Source organism: Cytobacillus solani, assembly GCF_006704205.1.
In the GTDB taxonomy this organism is placed as follows: Bacteria; Bacillota; Bacilli; order Bacillales; family Cytobacillaceae; genus Cytobacillus; species Cytobacillus solani.
In genome coordinates, this window is record NZ_CP041305.1 from 640,578 (window position 1) to 663,902 (window position 23,325).

Annotated in this window: 21 protein-coding genes and 1 pseudogene; 5 read left to right on the forward strand and 17 right to left on the reverse strand. The window is 38.5% G+C overall.

Features of this window, described 5'->3' with window-relative positions:
• Positions 1-58 precede the first annotated feature (58 nt).
• Positions 59-691, reverse strand: coding sequence for a tyrosine-type recombinase/integrase (locus FI644_RS03275; RefSeq protein ID WP_142108028.1), 633 nt, complete (start codon positions 689-691; stop codon positions 59-61).
• A gap of 17 nt (positions 692-708) precedes the next feature.
• On the opposite strand from FI644_RS03275, the pseudogene FI644_RS03280 reads away from it, so the two are divergent.
• Positions 709-1,248, forward strand: a pseudogene (locus FI644_RS03280) (IS110 family RNA-guided transposase); the annotation flags it as partial.
• Positions 1,249-1,493: 245 nt separating this feature from the next.
• Here the strand turns inward: FI644_RS03280 and FI644_RS03285 are convergent.
• The 3 genes from FI644_RS03285 to FI644_RS03295 all read right to left on the reverse strand — a co-directional run bounded on the left by FI644_RS03285 (position 1,494) and on the right by FI644_RS03295 (position 5,002).
• Entirely contained in the window at positions 1,494-2,516 is a 1,023-nt protein-coding gene (locus tag FI644_RS03285) for a Gfo/Idh/MocA family protein (protein ID WP_075209096.1), read from the reverse strand.
• 543 nt (positions 2,517-3,059) lie between these two features.
• Complete coding sequence (locus tag FI644_RS03290; protein WP_142108029.1) at positions 3,060-3,893, reverse strand: CPBP family intramembrane glutamic endopeptidase; 834 nt, start codon at positions 3,891-3,893, stop codon at positions 3,060-3,062.
• 314 nt (positions 3,894-4,207) lie between these two features.
• On the reverse strand, positions 4,208-5,002 hold the full coding sequence (locus FI644_RS03295; RefSeq protein ID WP_053474755.1) for a MerR family transcriptional regulator: 795 nt from the start codon (positions 5,000-5,002) through the stop codon (positions 4,208-4,210).
• Positions 5,003-5,058: 56 nt separating this feature from the next.
• Between FI644_RS03295 and FI644_RS03300 the strand changes: the two genes are divergently transcribed.
• Positions 5,059-5,253, forward strand: a complete 195-nt coding sequence (locus FI644_RS03300; RefSeq protein WP_053474754.1) for a hypothetical protein — start codon at positions 5,059-5,061, stop codon at positions 5,251-5,253.
• Between the two features lie 350 nt (positions 5,254-5,603).
• Here FI644_RS03300 and FI644_RS03305 read toward each other — a convergent pair whose 3' ends face one another.
• The 4 genes from FI644_RS03305 to FI644_RS03320 all read right to left on the reverse strand — a co-directional run bounded on the left by FI644_RS03305 (position 5,604) and on the right by FI644_RS03320 (position 8,428).
• Complete coding sequence (locus tag FI644_RS03305) at positions 5,604-6,026, reverse strand: VOC family protein (RefSeq protein ID WP_053474753.1); 423 nt, start codon at positions 6,024-6,026, stop codon at positions 5,604-5,606.
• A 119-nt stretch (positions 6,027-6,145) separates the two neighbouring features.
• Positions 6,146-6,568 carry a DUF1801 domain-containing protein gene (locus FI644_RS03310; protein WP_053474752.1) on the reverse strand — a complete coding sequence of 141 codons (423 nt, stop codon included), beginning with the start codon at positions 6,566-6,568 and terminating at the stop codon, positions 6,146-6,148.
• A gap of 553 nt (positions 6,569-7,121) precedes the next feature.
• The gene (locus tag FI644_RS03315) at positions 7,122-7,739 is read right to left on the reverse strand and encodes a sterol desaturase family protein (protein ID WP_142108030.1); all 618 of its coding nucleotides are present in this window, start codon (positions 7,737-7,739) and stop codon (positions 7,122-7,124) included.
• Positions 7,736-8,428: a GntR family transcriptional regulator gene (locus tag FI644_RS03320; protein WP_056682961.1), complete on the reverse strand. Its 693-nt coding sequence runs from the start codon at positions 8,426-8,428 to the stop codon at positions 7,736-7,738. The genes FI644_RS03315 and FI644_RS03320 overlap by 4 nt, the downstream gene beginning before the upstream one ends.
• A 1,845-nt stretch (positions 8,429-10,273) precedes the next feature.
• On the opposite strand from FI644_RS03320, the gene FI644_RS03325 reads away from it, so the two are divergent.
• Together FI644_RS03325 and FI644_RS03330 are read left to right on the forward strand one after the other, a co-directional pair.
• Positions 10,274-10,633, forward strand: coding sequence for an ArsR/SmtB family transcription factor (locus FI644_RS03325; protein WP_053474749.1), 360 nt, complete (start codon positions 10,274-10,276; stop codon positions 10,631-10,633).
• Positions 10,634-10,636: 3 nt separating this feature from the next.
• Positions 10,637-11,635: an NADP-dependent oxidoreductase gene (locus FI644_RS03330; RefSeq protein WP_053474748.1), complete on the forward strand. Its 999-nt coding sequence runs from the start codon at positions 10,637-10,639 to the stop codon at positions 11,633-11,635.
• A gap of 232 nt (positions 11,636-11,867) precedes the next feature.
• Here the strand turns inward: FI644_RS03330 and FI644_RS03335 are convergent, their stop codons facing one another.
• On the reverse strand, positions 11,868-13,931 hold the full coding sequence (locus tag FI644_RS03335) for a sigma-70 family RNA polymerase sigma factor (protein ID WP_142108031.1): 2,064 nt from the start codon (positions 13,929-13,931) through the stop codon (positions 11,868-11,870).
• Positions 13,932-14,230: 299 nt separating this feature from the next.
• On the opposite strand from FI644_RS03335, the gene FI644_RS03340 reads away from it, so the two are divergent.
• The gene (locus tag FI644_RS03340; protein ID WP_053474747.1) at positions 14,231-15,280 is read left to right on the forward strand and encodes a PD-(D/E)XK nuclease family protein; all 1,050 of its coding nucleotides are present in this window, start codon (positions 14,231-14,233) and stop codon (positions 15,278-15,280) included.
• A 158-nt stretch (positions 15,281-15,438) separates the two neighbouring features.
• Here FI644_RS03340 and FI644_RS03345 read toward each other — a convergent pair whose 3' ends face one another.
• The 8 genes from FI644_RS03345 to FI644_RS03380 are packed head-to-tail and all read right to left on the reverse strand — an operon-like array spanning position 15,439 to position 23,324.
• Positions 15,439-16,392 (reverse strand): branched-chain amino acid ABC transporter permease, encoded by a 954-nt coding sequence (locus FI644_RS03345; protein WP_053477451.1) that lies wholly within the window; start codon positions 16,390-16,392, stop codon positions 15,439-15,441.
• Positions 16,393-16,433: 41 nt separating this feature from the next.
• Positions 16,434-17,303 (reverse strand): branched-chain amino acid ABC transporter permease, encoded by an 870-nt coding sequence (locus FI644_RS03350; RefSeq protein ID WP_056682949.1) that lies wholly within the window; start codon positions 17,301-17,303, stop codon positions 16,434-16,436.
• A gap of 21 nt (positions 17,304-17,324) precedes the next feature.
• Positions 17,325-18,029 carry an ABC transporter ATP-binding protein gene (locus FI644_RS03355; RefSeq protein ID WP_056682946.1) on the reverse strand — a complete coding sequence of 235 codons (705 nt, stop codon included), beginning with the start codon at positions 18,027-18,029 and terminating at the stop codon, positions 17,325-17,327.
• Complete coding sequence (locus tag FI644_RS03360) at positions 18,007-18,780, reverse strand: ABC transporter ATP-binding protein (protein ID WP_053474744.1); 774 nt, start codon at positions 18,778-18,780, stop codon at positions 18,007-18,009. The genes FI644_RS03355 and FI644_RS03360 overlap by 23 nt, the downstream gene beginning before the upstream one ends.
• A gap of 46 nt (positions 18,781-18,826) precedes the next feature.
• Positions 18,827-20,029, reverse strand: a complete 1,203-nt coding sequence (locus FI644_RS03365; RefSeq protein WP_142108985.1) for a substrate-binding domain-containing protein — start codon at positions 20,027-20,029, stop codon at positions 18,827-18,829.
• A 30-nt stretch (positions 20,030-20,059) separates the two neighbouring features.
• Positions 20,060-21,901: an NHL repeat-containing protein gene (locus FI644_RS03370; protein ID WP_056682940.1), complete on the reverse strand. Its 1,842-nt coding sequence runs from the start codon at positions 21,899-21,901 to the stop codon at positions 20,060-20,062.
• Positions 21,898-22,908, reverse strand: coding sequence for a 3-oxoacyl-ACP synthase (locus FI644_RS03375; RefSeq protein ID WP_142108032.1), 1,011 nt, complete (start codon positions 22,906-22,908; stop codon positions 21,898-21,900). Before FI644_RS03375 ends, FI644_RS03370 begins: the two co-directional genes overlap by 4 nt.
• Positions 22,908-23,324 (reverse strand): MaoC family dehydratase, encoded by a 417-nt coding sequence (locus FI644_RS03380; protein ID WP_053474740.1) that lies wholly within the window; start codon positions 23,322-23,324, stop codon positions 22,908-22,910. Before FI644_RS03380 ends, FI644_RS03375 begins: the two co-directional genes overlap by 1 nt.
• Between the last annotated feature and the right edge of the window lies 1 nt (position 23,325).

Genomic DNA, 23,325 nt, shown 5'->3' on the forward strand with positions numbered 1-23,325 from the left:
ATAAAATAAATAGGAGCCGCTCCCATGGAAGCGCTTCAAAATAAACGGCAAATGATTATTATTTTCTTCTTTTACCCATTTTAGCTGCAGCATGCTGTGCTTTATCAAGCTCTGGGTTATCATATAAAGCTGCAGTTGTAGTTGAGGTATGACCTAATTGAGACATTAATAGATGAATATCTTTTTCTTGGGCCATGAGATTGGTCGCGTAGGTATGCCTTAGTTTGTGTGGTGACATTGACTTATTAGACTTAAATGCCTTAGTATATTTTTTTACTAACGTTTCTACGGTCCGATTTGATAGTGGGGTAGAGGTATTTTGTGTCTTAGTAACAAATACAAATTCATTTTCATCGTCTGTTGCATTGTACCTTTGACAGCGTACATTCAGATATTCTCTTACATCGATCATTGACTCAGGTGTAACTGGTACAACATCACTTTTATCACCTTTTCTAATCACCGATATTCGATTACTTTCAAAATCTAAATCTTTCAGTTTTAAGTTTGTTAACTCATTAACTCGTATCCCAGAACCAAGAAATAGGGAGATAATAGAATAGTCTCTCTCTTTATCTCGTTTAAAATAGATTTTACTTTTAGAACCTTCACCTAATGTATTTTCATAATGATTCTTTAGATAGTCCAGGAATAAAACGTCATCATCATTATGGAATATCTTCTGAGATATCCGTGCTGCCCTAGCACACTTTGTATCAAAGTCATATTTTGAGTCTAGGTATGTATATTAACATCATTCTTCAATACAAAGAGCACCTATCCAAGTTAGAGTCAGAGATAGATGCCCTCGCTAAAGAAGTTGAAGAATATAATATTATCAAATCTATCCCAGGTATCGGTGAAAAGATCGCTGCAACGATCATTTCAGAAATTGGGGAGATAGATCGTTTTACTGATCCTAAAAAACTCGTAGCTTTCGCTGGAGTTGATCCTAGTGTATTCGAATCTGGTAAGTTCACAGCCACCAAAAACCGAATTACGAAAAGAGGCTCCAGTAGGCTTCGTCACGCCTTATATATGGCTGTTCGTTGTGCGATTCGTGACTGTCGTAAGAGCAAAACAAGCGATGAAATTATTCCTCGAAATAAGAAATTACGAGAGTTCTATGATAAAAAACGTGAAGAAGGAAAACCTTTTAAAGTAGCTGTTATCGCTTGTGTAAATAAGCTCTTACACTGGATATTTGCCCTTTTAAAAAGCAAAACGACTTTCCAAGATATAGATTAGAACCTAAATTAAACCAAATAGAACAAAACCTTCCAAAAATAGACTAAAGGAAGGTTATTTGGCGTGCACATTTTTAGTATAGCATGAGATATTTTAAGTTTTTATTGAAAAATATTGACAAACTATTAGCTGGTTTAGTTAAATACAAATTTTCACAAACATTATTCTGTCAATACCATAAGTATTCAATTTTCTTGATACTCTTCCTCCGTTAAATGCCAAAATTGACCCTCATAAATTTTTAATTATTTTGGACTTACATCATATGCTTTTAAGATAATTTCCATTGATTTTTTGCCTTCTTCACCATTGATTAAAGGCTCAGTGTTGTTGTTAATAGCATCAATGAAATCTTTATAAAGCGGAGTATGACCTTTACCATAAACATTTTCAATTTCCATTTCTTCTTGCTCTTTGTCATAGTCTCTTTCATCTGCAAACTGCCATGTTTTAATTTCGTTAACAGCCAGTCCACCGATAACTACTGTTCCGGTTTCGCCGAAGATACTTAATGTTTCTTCTAAGTTCTTCGGATAAACAACGGCACTACCTTCGATGATGCCGATCGATCCATTTTTAAACCGGATTAAAATCGCACCAAAGTCCTCCATCTCGATGTCTCGTAGGAAGGTTTCTCTTTCAGCATGAATACGTTCTACCTCAGAACCCATCATCCATTGAAGAAGGTCAATGTTATGTATACACTGGTTCATAAGTGTTCCGCCATCTAGTTCAGAAGTTCCACGCCATGGAGCCTGCTTGTAATAATTGTTATCTCGAGTCCAAAGAATTCGAGCTGTTCCATTCATAATTCTTCCGAAACGACCTTCTTCGATCGCTCTTCTTAGCTTTTGAATTGGAGGATTGAATCTATTTTGGTGAGATACACAAATCTTTAGGCACTTCTCTCTTCCTAATGCGATCATATGATCAGCATCTTCTACTGATAGGGCCATTGGCTTTTCAATCAATACATGTGCTCCATCATTCATGCAGTCTATCGCATGCTTTGCATGGTAACCGCTTTCTGTTGCAATCGTAACTACATCAATGTCTTCGTTCTTTATCATTTTCATATAGTCTGTGTAAATCTTCACATTTGCATTTGGAAATGCCTTTTCATATTGATCTTTTCTTTCAATTGCTTTTTCTTCTACGATATCACATGTAGCTACTAATATCGCATCTGGTTCGTTATTTATTAACGCTTCCACATGCTTATAAGAAATTCTTCCGCAGCCTACAATTGCGAATTTTAATTTCGACATTTTTATCACCTCTGTAATATCTTTATAATAACTCATTTTGTTATTTAAAAGTTAGTTTATGCTTTGATTACACTACCATTAATTTTTTATCTTTTTTTTAAGGCTTATATCCATACTTTTTAGCTTTCACTACATTCTTTAGAATCCTTATCTTTGCTTGGTTTACATTAGTAACACAATAATGAGGTTTTCAAAGTATCCCTCCTATTATTCTTCTACTATTTAACCCGTTACTTTAAGACATTGATTCACAATCGCTTCCTAATTTTAGCACATTTTGTGTGCAACGTTATTCAACAATTTGGTCCAATTGTTGAATAACGCTATATTGTTCAACTAAAATGTTCTTAATTATATAAGCCAAATTAAAAAGCCCTTGATATAAAGACAAGTATATAGAGCATGTTTTGAAAAAGATTGATCAAAACATGCTCTTATTTTATGTAATCGATTCATTTCTTTATAAAAAAGTTTGATAATTTTATTAAACCTTGTTCAACTAACGCTTCCAATTGTTTAAGTGTATAGCTGTACAAACTATCACTAACTCATATAATGCTTTCCATTATTAATATTTGTATCTTCCTTTCCATACAATACTTTCTTTGGATTTATAACGATGAGTAGAACAGCTGCTGCTAAATATAAAAATGCGTTATACATAATTAAATCGACTAAGTTTTCGTTTATTATGCCAATAAAAAAATTAAAGGATTGGTGGATGACAATGGAGATGATTAAATTCTGATTTAAATTATAAAATGCCGCTATGATAATCGTAGTGGATAAGATTGAAATCATAAAGAATAGCATATATTTGATTAAATCAATGCCCGTATACCCTGTAGTAAACCATATTGGCAAATGCCACATCCCCCACCAAAAACCTAAGATTATCGCAGCTTTTAATGGCGAATACTTTTTTTGAAGCTCAATTTGAGCGAATCCTCTCCACCCTAGTTCTTCTCCTAATGGCCCTGACAGAAGATTTTTAAAAAAGAAATAGATTAGCATTCCCCATGAAGATTTAGTAAAAATAGAGTCCACTTCACTATTATTAGATACGAAAAATAAAATCAGCAAAAATATGAAGACTTGTATCATACTTACCGTAAAAAGCACATAAAATTTAAGTTTATTCTTAAATTTATCTTTTACAAATTGTATAAAACTCTGCCCAGGATAGATTCTTTTAAATAACACTCCAAAAGCAAAGGTTGAGGACCAAGCAGATATACAGAGCATAATATCAAAGACCCATGCAGGAAATCCTAACATCCTTATGGCTCCTACAAGAAGAAAAAGTGGCCAAAAAATGATATTGGTTAGCAGAATAAAGCTTGCTACTGGTTTATTTAGTTTCTTTTCTCTATTCATGTATAAGCCCCCGATTCAAACTAAGTATTTCGTAAATATAATTACACTCATATTTACGAATACCTTCAGCTTATACCTAGGGGTTACTCACAGGTCAATATATGTCTGCATTATTTTATCCCGCATTAAAGAACAGTAAGAATCCCACCTCAAAATTCAGCAAAAGCCAAGATGGCAGGTGAAGATCAACTGCCCGTGAAAGCCTGATTCGTGAAATAAGAATTTTCTTTGAGCTTCAGCTCTTAGAAAAATCAATCAGACTCAGCGTGACTATAATCAGCGGGGGAGGAAGAAAACCCCCACTGATTGAAGTTTCACTTTATAGGTGCATACATTTCTAAAAATACACGTTCGAGTCCATCTTCATAAGTGGTAAGTAATAGATTTATATAAACTAGCCCCAAAAGCTCATACCCATTTACTATCGCTGCTTTTCTTAAACTAGCCTCCACGTTATCGTCAATATTTTTTCCACCAGTTGACCATCTTCCATCTTCAATAACGGTATACAGACATTTTTGATGAGATACAATTTCACGTTCAATTGCTCTATGATAGTCTTCTACTTTTCTTACAATAATAAACTTATCTTCTAGAACACCTTGATCATTAAACCTTATGACTCTTCTTAAAGAGGTTAGATTAACAGCTTTTTTCAAGCTGTCCGTGTTCACTTTAAGAGCTTCATATTCATCAAACGCATTGAAATGCCCTATTTCTCCTTTTATTTCTAAAGGCTCCATTTCTTTTATTGTGTATTCTCCTAAGAATTGTTTAATTTTTGCGCAATCTTCTTTTACAATCTGAAGCTTTTTTAAAAGAAGCTTTTTATATTCTATTTCTGCTAAAACCTCTTGTTCTTTCTCTTCTAATAATAATTTTATTCCCTCTACACTCTTGCTTTTTCTTATTTCCTGGATTTTTTTTATTTCAATATCCATCTCTCTATAGAAATTTACCGTGGCTATATCATATATATCAAAACGATTATATTTTCTATACCCATTCTCAATATTTTGCTTAGGCTTTACTAATTCCTTTTCTTCATAAAATTTTAAGGTATCTCTAGAAACACCTAAAAATTTAGCTACTTGACCAATTGTGTACATTATACTCTCCCTTATCATTGCTACATCTACCATATTATGAAGTATACCGGGCACACATGTATAAATTCTATCATTTACTCTTAAGTACAAACTTTGGAAATACTGGCTGGGTAGGTTATGCACATAATACGAGTACCGAAAAAGTCGCAAAAGCTGAGGAAAAACGGATTGTAGATGGTGATCCGACTGAATTTTTCGGAGATGTTTATGAATTAACTGAAGAAAGTCCTAATATAATTATAGGGACTTGAAATGATAGAAAGGAATAAGAAAAAAAGAAGTAATCCCTCGTCCAAGGTCGGATCTATCACCCAACCAAAAGCATCAGCGATATACAAAAAACTCATAAAACATAGAATTTTGGTGCAAGACCTCCAGTTCGGTAACACTTTAACTCATCGGGGAGCTGGCACCATTTCCTGAACGAACACTAATGCCACTCTTCAAATGTGACAGATTTGCTCAGGTAGGCGAAACTCTCTTGCTTTACCGCTCCCTTCTTTTTTCTAATAGTTTGCAGTCAATTTTGTGAGAAAAAAGAGCCCTTAAAAAACGACTTTGTCATTCGTACAAAGCCGTTTTTCTACTTTTATCGTATGTACTAACCTTGATATCCTTCAGTATAAATTTGGAAGGTTACACCGAATTTATCTTTAATCACCCCGTAAGCAGGACTAAAACCCGTTTCTGATAGTGGCATTTCAACTTGTCCGCCATCCTGTAAGGCTTCAAAAATTTGGCGAGCTTTGTCTGCATTGTCAAACGTGACACAAATGGTCACTAGATTTCCTTCTTGAGCTGGTTGACCTGGGAATGTATCTGAAAACATAATTACTGACTCTCCAACCCTTATCGTAGCGTGTGAAACAAGGTCTTTTGCATCCTCAGGGAAAGGAAAATCTGGGGTAGTAAGCATTTCACCATATGTAATAACTCCTAAATTTTCTGCATGAAATACCTTTTCGTAAAATCCAATTGCCTCTCTTGCATTTCCGTTCAACTGTAAATAAGGAATACATTGCATTTTTTTCAGCTCCTCTGATTTTATTGGGAGTATGTACTCCAAATTTTATTATAACCAACAAGATCGTGAGTTGTATTAAAATTCCGATAAATTTAATTATTTCGTGCCAGGCTATATCTTTAGTCGTTCGGATAAAGATTCTGATATGTTTCTACTGTATGTATAATTAAATCCTTTAAAACATTGGTATCGATATCAGCTAATTTATTAACATAAATACAAGCCTTACTCTTAGTGTGTTTACCAAAGCTTTCTAATAATTTTTCTCTTTCCTCACTTTCATAGGCCAAATAAAGACTAATTTTCGCCTTTCTTGGTGAAAAACCCACTAAAGGCGCATCCCCTTCATGCCCTGATTCATACTTATAGTGATAGCTACCAAAGCCTATAATACTAGGACCCCACATTTTTGCGTCGTAACCAGTTACCTCTTCAAAAATTTCTACTAACTGATAGGCATCTGCCTTCTTCTTCTCATTTTCCACACTTTCAATAAATTCAATTACACTATTGTCGGTTTCTTTCATCTTCGGTTCATACATATATGCGCTCTCCTATTCTCTGAGTAAATACTTATTTACATTATTTTCATCATTATTACATTCTAAAATACAAGTCCAATTTCCTGCAAAAAAGAATAATCTTTAAATAACCAATTACCCTATTTTACTCAAATATTTTGCAGGAAATCTAAAAGTCTTTGTTACTGAAAACACATGCAAATAACTCTATTGTCTTTACTTCCCCAATATTTTAAATGTCCCTTTACTATCCTCGGCCAATGTTAGATCTATAACAAAACCACTTTCCGGCAAATAGGTAACTGCTATTTTTTTACCTTTTTTTTCTACTAACATATCCTTTTTTCATTATTCGTCCATTAGAATTCACTGGTTCTTTACTAAGCTTGAGATACCCCTATACAGAGGGGGAATACGGTGCAACTTTATTTCAAAGTCACAAAATGAGCGCTAATCCTTTTTTTTCAGGATAGCGCCCGAGTGCATCCAGTACAAAATCGTTTGAGTGAACATAACAGTACAATGACGAACAGCTTATCGGAATCAAAACTGTTCAAGAACAAATTGTGTAGTATTATGCTCTCTTTTCTAAATCCTTTGCTGTCTCACTCGTCTCTACCTCTTTTTCGTTCTTTAATGTACCAAATAATACGTCGACAAATGGAGTCGAAACACCATACCAATAGTTTTCATTTTTATAGTGATGGAGGATGTGCGTCTTTTTCACCCAATTGCCTAGCTTTGTTTTCGGCTTTATTGGCCGATGAGCAACATAATGCTTCCATTCGTATATGAGAAGCATGAGGACTGTCCCGATAATAAACGATACGGTTCCAACCACCGATTGGACGATTAAATAGAAGATGCCAGCTGCAATAAGTAAATTAGGAACACTGTACCAAAGAGGGAGGAACAATAAATGCAAGTCATTTGGATGTTTATGATGATCATAATGGAGACGTTTCAATAATTTTAGGAAAAAGGGGTTTTTGGGTGTTTTTAGGTGAAAAAAATAGCGGTGTGTTAAATATTCTGTGAACATATAAGAGACTAATCCAATTAAAAAATACAGCATGTATACCCAGGTCATTCCTTTTACGAGTACAAATGTTGTTGCTATGCCAAATACGGCAAGCATAATAAGAATATCAAAATGAAGAAAATAATCTCGATACAACCCTTTCTTTTTCATGACTCCTTCTCCCCTTCACTTTTTTTCTTCCATAGCGATAAGCTTTTTTCCATCATCGTTTTTGCAATCTGTTCTGTTCCTTCTACATTCCCCTTCAATAGGGATGAAACAAGATCATCAAAGTATTGTTTTGAGACAATCCTGTGATCTTGTTCACCAAAGTATTTTTCGGCCATGGGAATATATATTTCTGCGAAGCTATTGATAAGTAAGCGATAGATTGGATTTGGGGAGAGCTGAGCCAGATTTTGGTGTAGAGCCCAATCAAAAGCAGCATATGATTTCGCATCGTCCTGAAGCTCATCAAGCTTAGCAAATAATGCAAGGACCTTTAGCCGGTTATGCACTGCTGCCTCTTTCATATAGATCGGAGTAATCGCAATTCTTAGACCTAGCATGTATTCAATAAATACATTTGGAATTTCATCATAGCATTGCAGAATATCCACGATTGTCATTAGATTCCCATGGGACCAATAATCGTTTACAACGGCAGGCATTCCTTTACGGGCAGCTATCCATCCATCCCGTTCTAAACGCTGGAGCGCTTCTCTTATTGTCGGTCTGCCAACTTGAAATTTCACCGCTAATTCCCTTTCTGGCAACAGGGGTTCATTGATTTTATATTCTCCCTCTAAAATGGCTGAGATGACTTTTTTACAAATTAACTCTGAAGATCGTAGCTTCAAACTCTATTCACCTTCCTTCCATTTGGTCATACCAAAAATCACCTTGGTATTACCAATATATTATTGTTTATTAAATTAAGTGTCAATATATTCATAAAATTCAAAATAACAAATCCCCACTGCGGTCTTGCAGTGGGGAGTCAGTTCCCTTCTTTAAAATAGGAACAAAGGGGGGGCACTTGCTTACTGAATAAAAAAGATCAGGTGCTTAGAACACCTGATCAGCGCAACTGCAAGTCGGAAAGTGAGCGGCTCCTATGTAATGATTATTAAAAAATGAAGGAACCACTCTAACCTAGGGCAAGGAAAGCAGTTCCTACTTTTTATGCTAACTTTAAGTTTGATATTTTCCTTTGCAAAAGCCTTCACAGTAATCTTCAGACTCCCCTTTTTTTAAATGGCATGTTTTATTGATATTTATGAAAAAAGTAAATCCGCTTCAAATTGCATAGGTCTATTATTCCGATTTCCGAAAGAAGTTCATTTGTTTTATTTCGAGATTGAGTAGTTTTTCCTTTGTTTCTCATCTTTCTTTTCCTTTGACATGAGAAATATATCTTCGAACTTGTCTTCCACTATAAGAGGATGAGTATTTCTTCAAAAAAGAAGAGTGAAAGAAGCCTTTCAGCTGGTGCAGCGGGGTTGCCATTTTCTTTACTTTATAATGCGAAATTCGTTCCAAACCATATAAAAAAGCAATATTGATAATGGTTATACGGAACGAAATAATCAATTAAAAGGCCAGTTTAGTTCAAACTGAACTCAATCGAGCTCATCGGTTCCCGTTAACGAGTAATTTTTGGATAAACCTAACTCAATCGAGCTCATTGGTTCCCGTTAGCGGGTTATTTTTGAATAAACTGAACTCAATCGAGCTCATTGGTTCCCGTTAGCGGGTTATTTTTGGATAAACTGAACTCAATCGAGCTCATTGGTTCCCGTTAACGAGTAATTTTTGTATAAACTGAACTCAATCGAGCTCATTGGTTCCCGTTAGCGGGTTATTTTTGGATAAACTGAACTCAATCGGGTCTATTGATTCCCGTTAGCGGGTAACTTTAGAAGAAACTGAACTCAATCGGGTCTATTGATTCCCGTTAGCGGGTTATTTTTGGATAAACTGAACTCAATCGAGCTCATTGGTTCCCGTTAGCGGGTAATTTTTGTATAAACTGAACTCAATCGAGCTCATTGGTTCCCGTTAGCCGGTAATTTTTGTATAAACTGAACTCAATCGAGCTCATTGGTTCCCGATAACGAGTAATTTTTGAATAAACTGAACTCAATCAGGTCTATTGATTCCTCCAAATAAGCAATTTTTGTTCAGCGGCAACGAATAGAGTGTAATCATGCTCATGATCGAACAAAAAGCCTATCAGGAGTGAGATTACATAGAAGAAACTAAATTGTTCAAGAATCCTCCCTTTTGGGACAGCCTCTTTATCATAGAATTCCCATCCATTTAGGTATTAAAACGGCTACTAAGCAACCACTCTAACCGAGAGCAAAGAGAGCAGTTACTTCTTTTTATGTTACCTTTATATTATAGATTGCAACAACAATATCTATTAAACGAAGCGATCATCCTTTCACAAATCCCCCTCCCACAGACACTATCTCGATCCCCTTTAAATTCTTCAAATTCGTCAGCATATTAATAAAATTTGCTAGCTATCCTTCTTTAATCTGTCCTTCCTTTCTTCCAAGTATCCCACTTCTAAGAAGTGATTCGTCTCGATTTGCTTTCTCAATATTGCACCCAATACCCCCATAGTATATTGTAGTATTCGAAGATATGGTTCGTTAAATTAAACCATTCAACTGATTATTGGAGGGATTCATTAAATGAATAAACAGGACCAACTAAATATGATCAAAGAAGATTTTATTAATTGTCAAAAAGTACTATTGGCGATTGGTGATGAAACACGTCAAGCGATCTTGTTAGTTTTAATGGGAACGGATTGTCAAACAGGATTGCGTGTAGGTGAAATCACAGAGCAAACACATCTTTCTCGACCTGCCGTGTCACATCATCTTAAAATTTTGCGAGATGCCGGGATTATTTTAATGCGTAAAGAAGGGACAAAAAACTTTTACTATATTAATGTACGTACAGAATTAGGTTTATTAAGAACGCTTGTGTTGGATATTGATAACTTCTTGCAGAACTTTTATTCAAATGATGGAATTTTGGAGGGATAAGCAATGAAAGCAATGGTTATTGATAAATATGGGAAAGTTCCATTGCGTTTGGCAGAAATGCCCACACCTGAAATTGGTGAATATGAGGTTCTAGCAGAAATTCATGCAGCTAGTATGAATCCTATTGATTTTAAGATATGCGATGGGAAAGTGAAATTGTTAGTTAAATATAAAATGCCTCTTATCTTAGGGAATGACTTTTCTGGTGTCGTTACAAAGGTTGGCGCAAAAGTGACTCGTTTTAAAGTTGGCGACGAAATATATGCACGTCCACGTAAAAGTAAAATCGGGACTTTTGCTGAATATATCGCTATTCATGAAGATGACATCGCCTTAAAACCGAAAAATTTGAGCTTTGAAGAAGCAGCATCGATCCCGCTGGTTGGGTTAACCTCCTATCAAGCCTTAATAGACATTATGCAATTACAAAAGGGACAAAAGATTTTAATTCAAGCTGGGGCTGGTGGTGTCGGTACATTTGCTATACAACTGGCTAAAGTAATGGGTGCCACTGTTGCAACGACTGCAAGTGTTGCTGGTACGAATTTAGTAAAATCCCTAGGTGCTGATGAAATTATTAATTACAAGACAGAAAAATTTGATAAGATACTGAAAAACTATGATGCTGTATTTGATACACTTGGGGGCGAGACACTCGAAAAATCATTCGAAGTGATAAAAAGAGGAGGAAAAATTGTTTCCGTTTCGGGATTACCGAATGCTCGTTTCGGCAAAGAATATGGTTCCGGATTTTTTAAAACGTTGTTGTTTTCAGCAGCAAGCAGTAAACTTACTGCACTTGAAAAAAAGCATAATGTTCAATATACGTTTTTGTTTATGAAGCCAAGTGGAGATCAATTACGTATGATCGCAAACCTTATTGAGGCTGGTAAAATCAAGCCTGTAATTGATAGAGTTTTTCCTTTTGAAGATGCACAAAAAGCGATGGAATATGCGGAGGAGGGAAGGGCGAAAGGGAAAATAATTTTGAAAATCAGATAATTATTATACGAAGCAAAAAACATTCATATGGACTATTTATCATTCTGGCACGATTGTTGAAAAAGAAAGGACATTACAGATTAGTATATAAAATATGTAATGTCCTTAATTTATTTATCTTTATTTAATTTAAGTCTTGTTCCCCATTAGTCATTTCTTATGAGACATTGCCCTAACCTAAAAGAAAATATTGGGGCGATTTCCCTGTAAATAATTGAAAAACATACACAGATTAATCCACCAAAATCTCCACCACATCATCCACATACTTCGTTGTATTATATCCATAAATCTCCAGCCTTTTAGGAACTACTTTTTCTCCAGAGTTATTATCGTACAGCTCGATATTTTGTACTGTAATGAAAAAGCGCGGCCACTCCAGTTCCACAAATGGGACAGGTGGTTGATTCATATCGTATTCCTTCCCGCTTTTATCAACGATCACTGCTTCTGTTCTATTTCCCATTGAACTCACTTCCATTTCATCCTCTGCTATAATACGGAAATGAAAGGAATCATATTGTCGATTCTTAATTTGATGATCACTTAGTACCACTTTGCTCGGGGTTCCCACCTCCACCTTGTCGATAGAGATTGTACTCCCTGCATATTCAAACAATTGAGGTTCTTCCTTTGAAGCATCAATTTCAATCGTCTTATGGTCTTCAATCCTTAAATAAATGGATCCAAATTGAACCTTCACTTCTTTTGCCTTTTCTTTAAATAGCGAGTCGAAATGTGCTTGAAGACCATCCTCATTCATGCCTTGCTGTGGATCTACATAAGAGCTGCCAAATGGATCAGTCTTTACTTTCTTCTTGTTCACTTCAAGGCTCTCAAAGTTAACAGATTCTAACCGCTTCTCTAGCTGTACATTATGAATATCATAGTGCAAAATTGTCGTAGTTGGAGCAATCGTTAGTTTATTAAATTGAACCGGAATCCCCTCGATTTCTATTTCTTTATCCAGCGAATATTCGATGGAAGGACGTTTTGTTACAGGAATCTCAAAGTTCCACTCGCCTGTTTCATATTCACTTCCCACGTACCCCCTATAACTAACAAGATTAGAGGGATCATGGATCAATTTCTGCAGTCTTGTAACCTTCAGTTTGATCGTCCCATTTTCCGCTGTGAGCGGCAGAAGACTGATCTTACCCTGATATACGTTCTTTTCTTTATTATTTTGAGCAGGGGGATAGTATTTTGGATGTGCGTTAATGTTCATGATCTCATTTTCGTTCTCTATCCAAACCCCATTTTGATATGTCATCGTATATTGATTGTCTTCATTCGTATCTTCAATTTCATAAAAAAGCAGCGTCTGAATATCATCGGCAATCACACTTTTAATTGTAATTTTCACGCCATTACTTTCCGCTTCCAGATTCAGCCTCTCACCTAGATTATGCTGAAGGTATTGGCGCAGCTCTTGATCTTCTTCCGTCCATGAATAGTAAAGATCGAAGAACCATCCAGTAAGAAAGCCAGTACAAATTAACATGACAATGACACTTGCAGATACGAGTCCAATTTTTTTAAGTTTCCTTGCCCTCAGTTGTCTATGCTTTTCCTTTTCTGCCAGCTTAGCTTTAATCTTCTTCATGAAACCTGATGGCATATGGAAATCTCCAACCATTTCCGTAAGCTCTAACATGTTTAACATGACCTCTTGAAAAGTAGCCAAATCCTCCTGACAGTTTTGACAATGATGAACATGCATCTCGAAATCTACCTTTTCCGGCCGATCGAGCGTTCTTTCTAAATAACCAATGTAAAGCTGATGATATTCCTTGCAGCCATCAAAGTGTGATCCATATCCCGACTTTTCACGAAGTGACTGGATGCCAGAAAACAAACGTGCTTTCATCTCTTCAACTGAAACTTCAAGAATATGTGCGGATTCCTCCAAAGAGATTCCTATTACATATGTAAGAACCATCGCTTCTTTTTCGGACACTTTTAATTGATCAAGTGCTTGAAAAACATCCTTCCGCTGCTCACTTTCCTCTGAAGCTTGTAAACTACTCTCGGCTGAAAGCTCTCTGCACATATGTATGAAAATAGTAGTTATCCAACGATCTAATGAAGTTTCTCTTTTAAATCGAGGCAGTTCCTTATGTATTTTTAAAATCACACGATAAAAAAGCTCTTCCATTTGCCCCTGATTCCTAAGATAGGACCAGCCAAGTGTATAGAACGATTCCTTATGATCATCAAACCAATCAACGGTGGATTCCAGGCTCATTTGGAATTCAGCATTGATTCGATTGGAATCTATTTTTATTGGGATCATCTTGATGTCCCCCCTTTTATATTGATTTAAAACTTCATGCTGGCCTTTTTCCAATCATGTGCTTTTCAGCTATCGTCCTTTCCAGTTCCACCCTATTTTATTCATCATATCATATGGGTGCACAGCCTGTAGTTAGCAATTCATCCAAGGTGATTATATATTGCTTCATTTATTTTTATTATGGATGCTTAATAACTTAGTAAGGAAAATCTATCAAATAAACAGATTGTCAAATTGTGCGAATAGTTCTATTGCACTATACTAATTAAGAAAGAATTCGTTCAGTGGAGGTACATAAAGTGAATAACAATTTTGTTAGTCTTATAGGCTACCAGCTAGAAAAAATCCATACAGGAGTCATCAGATGGATGCTTGATTCCAAGAATACGAATGTATCAGTAGAAACAAAGTACAAAATTCTTAGAAGAATGTTTAATATGACGAAGAACCCTATCAACTTTCAAATCCATGAGATCTCAGCCATTTCGTGTTTCCCTGAGTATTCTTTTGGGCGAAAAAGAAAGATTGATCTCGTAGTGAAAATTGACCTTTTTCAAAAACCAGCAAAATATATTGTTATCGAAATGAAAGTAGACTCGCTGCCATATAGTGCACAATTGGAAGGAACAAAGAATGATTTCTTTGAGTCAACCCACTGTCAGCCTGAGGATGCAACCTTTATTCTCATGTTATTTGGTTCTTCTCAAGTTTGCGAGGTGCCTGAACTTCACCAATTCCATTTGTTCCGTCTGTTTGAAATCATTGAAGTATTTAACGGTCTTCCTATAGAAGATGTCATCTATAAACAGTGGATCGATTCTCTATTTGAAGAGGAGAATAGACGCATCGACATTCTAGCTGATTTAGACGCTGCCCCAGATATTTGGAATATGGAATACTGGAAAGACAAAGGCTATAGAACCCCCTTTCCGCTTTTCTATTATCTATATGACCATTTAAAAATGAAATCAAAGAGATCAAAAGAATGGGAGATTTATAGCGGACAGAATAATCCTGTTATGAACTGGACCAATGGTGCGCTGCACAAAGATATTTTAGGACATCCTGTAAAATTTTATTGGGAATTCAACTATGATGAGTTCGTACTTAAAGTACGATTAAATGAGGATAATAAGCTTCCGCAGGATCAATTGAACTGGCTTCGGGAGGAAATCGCAAAAATTTGCTTCGAGGAAGTTCAAAGCGGGAAACGCACGAAGAAAACATACGGCAAGTTTAATTCCATCTATAAATGGAAATTCGATTTCCATAAGCAGCCGTTTGAAGCAATCATGAAGAAAGTCGATCGCATTCTGGATAAAATCCCGCCGGTGCTTTCTTCCATTTAATAAGGCAGGGAGAGAATCTAATGATACCGCTGAGCAGATTAGTAAGCTTCAAAAAAATTAGAAGGTAAAATGAATCAGCAATAAACTTCTAAATGAATAAAGGGGGAGCTAGAACGCCCCCTCATTTGGTCCTTTGTTTAAAGTCAACATAGAGCTTACTAAGCTACTCTCTGCAATTCCCCTTTCTTCTTCATCTTCCTCTTATTTTTCAAATTGATTCTCTTTATAAATCCTGCCAGCCCAGAAGGAAACACAAGCAGAACCACAATATACAAGAACCCAAGAATAATCGTCCATCTTTCAAAAATAGGGTAAGTCATCGCGAGCTCTGATAGATAATGTCTGAGGAACTCGATAATTCCCGCACCTGCAATAGCACCTGCCAGGGTTCCTAGCCCTCCGATCATCGTCATTAAGAGCGCATCCAGCGTGACTTCGATGGAAAAAACATTTGTATTGATGAACCTTAGGGACACAGCATATAGCGCTCCGCTAAAGGAAGCTGCTACTCCAGCCGTTACGCTCGCAATCAGTTTATAATGAAGCGATTTATACCCTAATGCCTCTGCACGATACTCATTTTGAGAGATGGCTTTTAACACCTTGCCAGTAGATGACTCCGTGAATAGCTTCAGCAGGATGAATACGACTGCAACACTTATGAGCGTTATATAATAGAAGGAAGTACGGTCTTTGAACACATCAGGCACACTGAATGTAAATCCGTCTCCTCCGTGTGTCAGACCGCGCCACTTCTCTGCCAGGACTAGGAACAGTTGTGAAACGGCCAGTGTCAGCATCGCATAAAAATGGCTTTTGAGCCGTAAGGATAATGAGCCAATGATATAGCTCACCAAGGCAGACAGGATGATCCCGATAGCCAAGCCGATCATAAAATTAAGCAGAGTTGCTTCTAAATGATTAAAAATGATAGCTGTACTATAAGCACCGATTCCAAAGAACATACAATGCCCAAAGGACACAATGCCTGTATATCCTAAAAGGATATCAAAGCTCATCGCAAAGATAGCAAAGATGAAGATTTGCGTTAACAAAATCAGCATGCTACGGGAGTCGTTAACAAACGGGAACAGCAGCATAAACAGCATAATCGCAAGTCCCCAATATAGCGGGACTTTATGAAAAAGACCTCTCATACGGCACTCCCCTTTTCTCCCATCAGGCCTGTTGGTTTTACAAGTAAGACGATGGCCAATAGAAGCATATTCAATGCGAGTGACAAATCAGGGATATAGTATGCCATAAATGCTCCAGCAACTCCTACAATCAGAGAAGCGAGTGCCGATCCCTGCAGGCTGCCCATTCCTCCTATGATCACCACAATAAAAGCCAATATAGCGTACTGCATGCCCATTTCCGCAAAGACCACTCCCGAATACGGCGCCAAAAGGGCTCCTCCTAAAGCAGCCAGTGCTGCGCCTAGCAGGAATACGAAGGTAAAAAGTCCCTTTACATTGATTCCAAGCGCCTGAACCATTTCCTTATCCATAACTCCAGCCCTGATCATAAGTCCGATCTGGGTCCTGCTGAGCAGCAGCCATAATGCCAGATACAGAAGCAGTCCAACCACGATTACAAATACGCGGTATTTAATGATGATGATTCCATCAAACTGATAACTACCCTCCAGCCACCCAGGCAGGTTTACCCGTATCGGATTCGGTCCCCAGAAGATTTTGATGCTTTCTGATAATACTAGCATTCCTCCTAAAGTAATCAGCAGCTGCCTGACATGATTTCCGTAAACAGGGCGGATAAGGAATCTCTCTAATACCCAGCCTAATGCCATTCCGATTACAATGGCACCAACAATCGCCAATAGGAAGCTGTTTGTCTCTTTATAAATCCATGCTCCTGAAAAAGCACCCCAGACGAATAGTCCGCCATGGGCAAAATTCAATACACTCATCAGTCCGAAGATTAAAGTAAGTCCAGCAGCCAGAAGGAAAATAAGCAGCCCTGTTGAGACCCCGTTGACCAATAAATTAATAAATACTTCCATTTCCAGCCCCCCCTTCGTTGCTTACGCTATGCCCAAGTATTTCTGGCAGGTTGCCTTGTCTTCTTTTAAGTCCTGCATCAAGCCTTTATGGACAATTTTTCCGTCATCCATAATGTAAAAATAATCACCTATTTCGCTTGCCATCAGAAAGTTTTGTTCAACAAGCAGAATCGTCGTTTTTTCCTTCATTTTTAGAATCGATTCCATCAGCTTTTCAACCATTATCGGGGACAGACCTTTACTTGGCTCATCAATCAGCAGCAATCCATCCCCATTGATATACGCCCTGGCAATCGCAAGCATCTGCTTTTGTCCGCCAGAAAGCAATCCGCTTTTTTTGCGCCAGAATTTCTTTAGATCCGGGAATAGCTCCAGCATCCATTCCATTTTCTCTTCCGTTTCTCCCTTGCTCTTTGCCTTAGCTAGATTTAGCGTTTCCTCCACTGTCAGGGCACTGAATATCCCCTGATTTTCAGGTACATATCCGATTCCCTTTCTCGATATCAGATGGGTAGAAATTCCGCTAATCCGCTGGTTGTTATAATGCACAGAGCCAGTGGTGGATGGATTGAAGCCCATGATGGAGCGGAGTGTTGTCGTTTTGCCCGCTCCATTTCTGCCGAACAGAACAGTGATGCTTCCTTCTTCAACTGACATCGACACTCCCTGCAGGATGTGATATTGCCCTAAATAGGTTTCCAGATTATCCAGTTTTAATAGACTCACGATGCAAGCCTCCTAAGTATGCCGTCTGAACTCTTTGATCCTTAATGATTTCCTGCGGGTTGCCGCTGGCGAGGAGCTCGCCATTGAATAGAACCACAAGGATATCCGACAGATGCATGACCATCTCCATTTTATGTTCGATTAATACAATCGTGTACATGCCGTCCTTCTTAATGTTCTCGATCACTTCCAGAATGGCAGGTATCTCTTCAATCGAGATGCCTGCTGTTGGTTCATCGAGAAGCAGCAGCTCGGTTTTGAGAGCAAGCAGCATCGCCAGCTCCAGTTTTCTTTTTTCCCCGTGCGCTAGATCTTGGGCCAGCACATGTTCCTTGCCATTCAGCATACACTTTTTCATGTAAGCTTTTGCTTCATCCTGTTGCCGGCTCAAAGCAGACAGCCTCGGAAAGATCGAGTAGTAATCTTTGCTTGAGGATTGGATGGCCAGCCTGATATTCTCAAGAACAGTCAGCTCAGGAAAAATATTTGTGAGCTGGAAGGAGCGGCCAATGCCCCTTCTGGCCCGTAATGGTACAGAAAGCTTTGTTACATTTTCGTTCTTAAAATAAATCTCTCCTTTTGTGGAGGTAATCTGGCCGCTCAGCAAATTAAAGAGAGTCGTCTTACCCGCCCCATTTGGACCAATAATGGAGATCAATTTTCCGCGCTCTATTTCCAGGTTCACATCTTTAATGACATCATGCTCACCAAAGGAAACGGATAGGTCTTTCGTTTCTAAAATATTTTCCATCTTGGCGATCCCTCCCTGGTGATTTATATCTAACTATTCTGTAATTTTATTTCCCATTTCTGATCGGTGGCTCTGTTTCCTCCATATTCAATTCCCTGATTAGAACAGGAACTGGATGATCCACGCCTTCCTGCTCCTCAAGGGTTACCGCGTACAGAGACTGCAATGCCTGGTGGTCTTCTGCCCGGAATTTCATCGTCCCTTTCGGTGTCTCGAACTCCATATTCTCCATTGTGCTGATTAAGCCATCTACATCTTTGTCGCCATCTGTTTTCTTAAGAGCTTCCACAATGGAAATGGCAGCCGTCATCCCACCTGCAGTGAACAGATCAGGTATTTCCCCATCAAATTTTTTCTTGTGCTGCTCCACTAACCAGTCATTTATTTTATTATCAGGCAGCGTATGATAGTAAATAGAAAAGCCGCTCATGCCAATTAAAGAATCCATTGTTTTTAAAGAAGCGATATCCTGTGCGGCTGTGGATATCTTGATTCCCTGTTCCTCCAGCTGCATATCTTTTAACTGCTTCCATGGTGCATTGGAACCTGCCCAAACAATATAGAGATAATCAGGCTTTTCATTGATAATGCTTTGAATGTTCGCTGTGAAATCAGTGGAATTTGGATCTGCATATTGTTCATTCACAATTTTGGCTCCAAGCTTTTCTGCTCCCTCTTTAAAAGCCGCGATTCCTTCTCTTCCATAGGCATTATCCTGTGCGAAGGTAGCGATTTTCACATCCTTTTCAGCGATTGCTGCCGCACCTGCAACTGCATCCTGTGAGGAGTTTCTTCCTGTCCTGAAAATGTACTTGTTCCAGTTCTGACCGGTGATGCTATCTGCAACCGCAGGCTCCACCACCATGATTTTTTCGTATTCTTCAGCCAGCGGCAATACGGCCAGCGTGTCTCCTGAGCTTGATGAACCAACTAAGAAATCCACCTCATCCTCTTCCAGCAGCTTAGTCGCCTTTCTTACCGCCACATCTGGTTTCGTTTCGGTATCTTCCACGATAAACTCAATCTTCTTGCCTGCTACTTCATTCGACCCTTCTGTTGCATACTCCAGCCCCAGTTCAAATCCCGCTACTGTTTGCTTTCCGTACGTCTCCAGCGGACCGGTTAAGGAAGCAAGGACACCGATTTTGATCGTTTCTTCATCTGAACTTGCCTTGTCGCCGGAACATCCAGTGATGAATAAAAGAGTGAGTACGACGAAGAGCGTTAATATAGACTTAAAGCCATACAACTTACACTTCACTTCCCATTCCCCCTATCTTTAATTACCTTTATTGAAAAACTGTATTTTATGAAGAAGCCCGTCTGCGATGATGATGTTCCCATTGATGTCTATATCAAGACCCTGAGGTGAGAAGAACTGCCCGTCTTCTCCGCTGAAAGAACCAAATTGTTCTATAAACGTCCCATTCTCATCGTAGACATTCATGCGGTTATTTGAAGTATCGGTCACATAAACACGGTCTTGATCATCAATAGCAATTCCAGTAGGCAAGAACAAATCACCCGGTTCTTCACCCCAATTCTCCAGCGGGTCTAGGTGGCCGCTTCCGTTGTTTGTTCCCCACTTAGCAATAAACTGGCCATTGTTATCGAATTTCTGAACACGATTGTTAATTCGGTCCACAACGTACACATTGTCTTTAGAATCGATCGCAAGCTGCATCGGCTGAGAAAATTTTCCATCGCCAGTCCCTTTTCCGCCCCATTCTTTCATGTATACAAAAAAGGAATTGAACTTTTGGATTCTATTATTTTCAGAGTCTGATACAAAAATATTGCCTTTGCTGTCTACTGCTACTCCACTTGGAAAACGGAAAAAACCGCTTAATGTTCCTAAAGAACCGTAGGCTGCCAGAAAAGTCCCTGAATTGGAGAACTTTTGAATGCGATGATTCACTGAGTCAGCCACATATACATTGTCATAACGGTCAACAGCAATTTGTCTCGGCACGAAAAATTGGCCTGCATAGCTGCCATATCCAAAAGGCCCGCCAGTACCGAACATGCTTCCCCATTTGCTTACCAGACTCCCGCTTGAATTATATTTCAAAATTCTATGATTAAACGAATCTGATACAAACACATTCCCCTTTGAATCGCTTTGAACATCATAAGGCCCTGCATATTGTTTGTCCCCATATCTGCCTAAGCCAATTGTCATTTTGTAAGAGATGCTTAATCCAATCTCCTTGTAAACCTCAATGCGATTATTGCCTGTATCCGTTATGAATAAATCCCCATCCTCATCCGGCAGGATCTGGTTCGGATACACTAAGTTAGGAAAAATCCCCGTTGTGTAGAGAAACCTGTCTGCACTATCAAATTTCATTATTCGGTTATTATAAGTGTCCGCTACATATAAAGCTCCAGACTTAGGCTCAAAGTTAATTCCTCTTGGATGGTAAAACTGATAATAGCCTAAACCAGGTTCAAGACCGCCTATTTTCCGTTTGAAGCTGCCGTTTGGATCAAACACTTGAATACGATTATTGTAAGTATCAGCAACATAAACTTCGCCTTTATCGTTTATGGCAATGCCTTGCGGGAGTGCCATCTGTCCGTTGCCTTTTCCATAGGAACCTATTGTAAGAAGATACTGGCCATCGGAATTATATTTTTGAATACGATGATTAAACTCATCCGTGATGTAATAATTATTCTGCTGGTCTATCGCAATTTCTCTCGGAAAGCCAAATTGATTATCCCCTTCCCCCTTCGTACCCCAGCTTTTTAAATAGTTGAATTGAGAATCGAACTTTTGAATTCGATAGTTTCCCGTATCAGCAACCAGAATGTTCCCTTCGCGATCAACAGCGATTCCAAATGGCATATTGAATTGTCCAGGGGAATCACCGAGCGTGCCAAATGTTTTCAGTATTTTGCCGGAAGAATCCATTTTTACAATTCGATGATTTCCCATATCAGCCATGTAAATATTGCCTGAACGATCCTTAGCCAGAGCTACCGGCGTCCGGAACTCGTTTGCAGGATCGGTCTCATTTCCCCAAGCATGCTGGAAACGATAGGATGCCTCTGCAAACCCGCCGCTACAAAGGGAAAATAGAAGGAGGAAAAGTACTAGTCGCTTTATCCTTTTCATCGTTTCTCTCCTTTCCACTTCACAACAGTCGCAGCCCATGTGTACCCCGTTCCAGCACTGACTGCTACAGCAAGATCGCCAGAATTCAGAAGTCCCTTTTCCTGTGCAAAGTGAAGGCCAATGCATGGATCAAGTGCAGACATATGGCCATGGTGATTAAGATAGATAGCATTTTCTTCAGGAAGTTCTAATGATTGTAAAAGTTCTTTGAACATTGAGCGTTTTGTATGCAGTGGCAATAGAAGTTTAATATCTTGAGGAGTATAACCGCTCTTATGAAGTGCTTTGCGAATAACATGGTCAAAATTTGAGATAGATACAGGATCCAGTCTTTCTTTCATTGATTGTGGATCTTTTACATCAATATAATGAAGATTCTTTTCGACTGTTTCGTGGCTGACAAAATGTTTCGACCCTCCAGCCGGTGTTCTGACATCATCATGAAAGGACCCGTCTGTCAGGATGGCGCTTTCCAGTATTTCGCTCTGGGAGGAATCCCTGGTGACTAGTGCAGCCGTGCCTCCATCCGCAAAGTTAAACATAAACCGTGACCGTGGGTTCTCATAATCCACGATTTGAGATTCTTTGCATCCCCCAACAAGCAGGATGTTTTGGATTGATTGATCGGAAGCAATCATGTCCTTTGCTACCTTTAAGGCAATCGGAAAACAGGAGCTGACATTCATGATTTCAAATGCATAGGCATTTTTCGCACCCAATTCATGCTGAATTTTTGGCGCGCTCGACCAGACATAATAATCCTTATGAGGACTTCCAAAGTAAATCACTACATCGATAGTTAGAGGGTCAATCCCTTCGATCGCCTGCCTTCCTGCAGCAATGGCCAAATCAGATGCATGCAGGCTTTCATCTGCAACATGCTTCTGGACTAAACCGAACTTTTCAATAATCACCTGTTCGGGTATGCCCGTCTTCACAGCCAGATCGGCAGCTGTTTCTATGCCAGGAGGAAAAAAGACACCAGTCGCTTCTATGCCAATTCCCATTAGATTACCCCTCCATCCTCAGGCACCATCATCTTAGCGGTACCCGTCAAAACAAGTGTCCCATCCTGATTAAAGCACTGTGTTAGCAGCGTCAGAATTCGTCTTTCCTCGTCAATTTCCTGAACCGTCCCTTTTGCGGTAATCGTTTCGCCTATAAAAACGGGTGCTTTAAACCTGATGGTTTGCTCGACATAAATGGCCCCTTTTCCTGGAAGATGAACACCCAACAGCTGCGATAATAAGCTTGAAGTTAGAAGCCCATGTGCAATTCGCTGCTTAAACCTCGTTTTTTTGGCATATTCCCCATCTATGTGGATGGGATTAAAGTCACCGCTTAATCCTGCAAACAGGACAAAGTCCGTTTCTGTTATCGTTTTGCTGCAGGAGGCCTGCTGACCGATACTATAACTATTCACC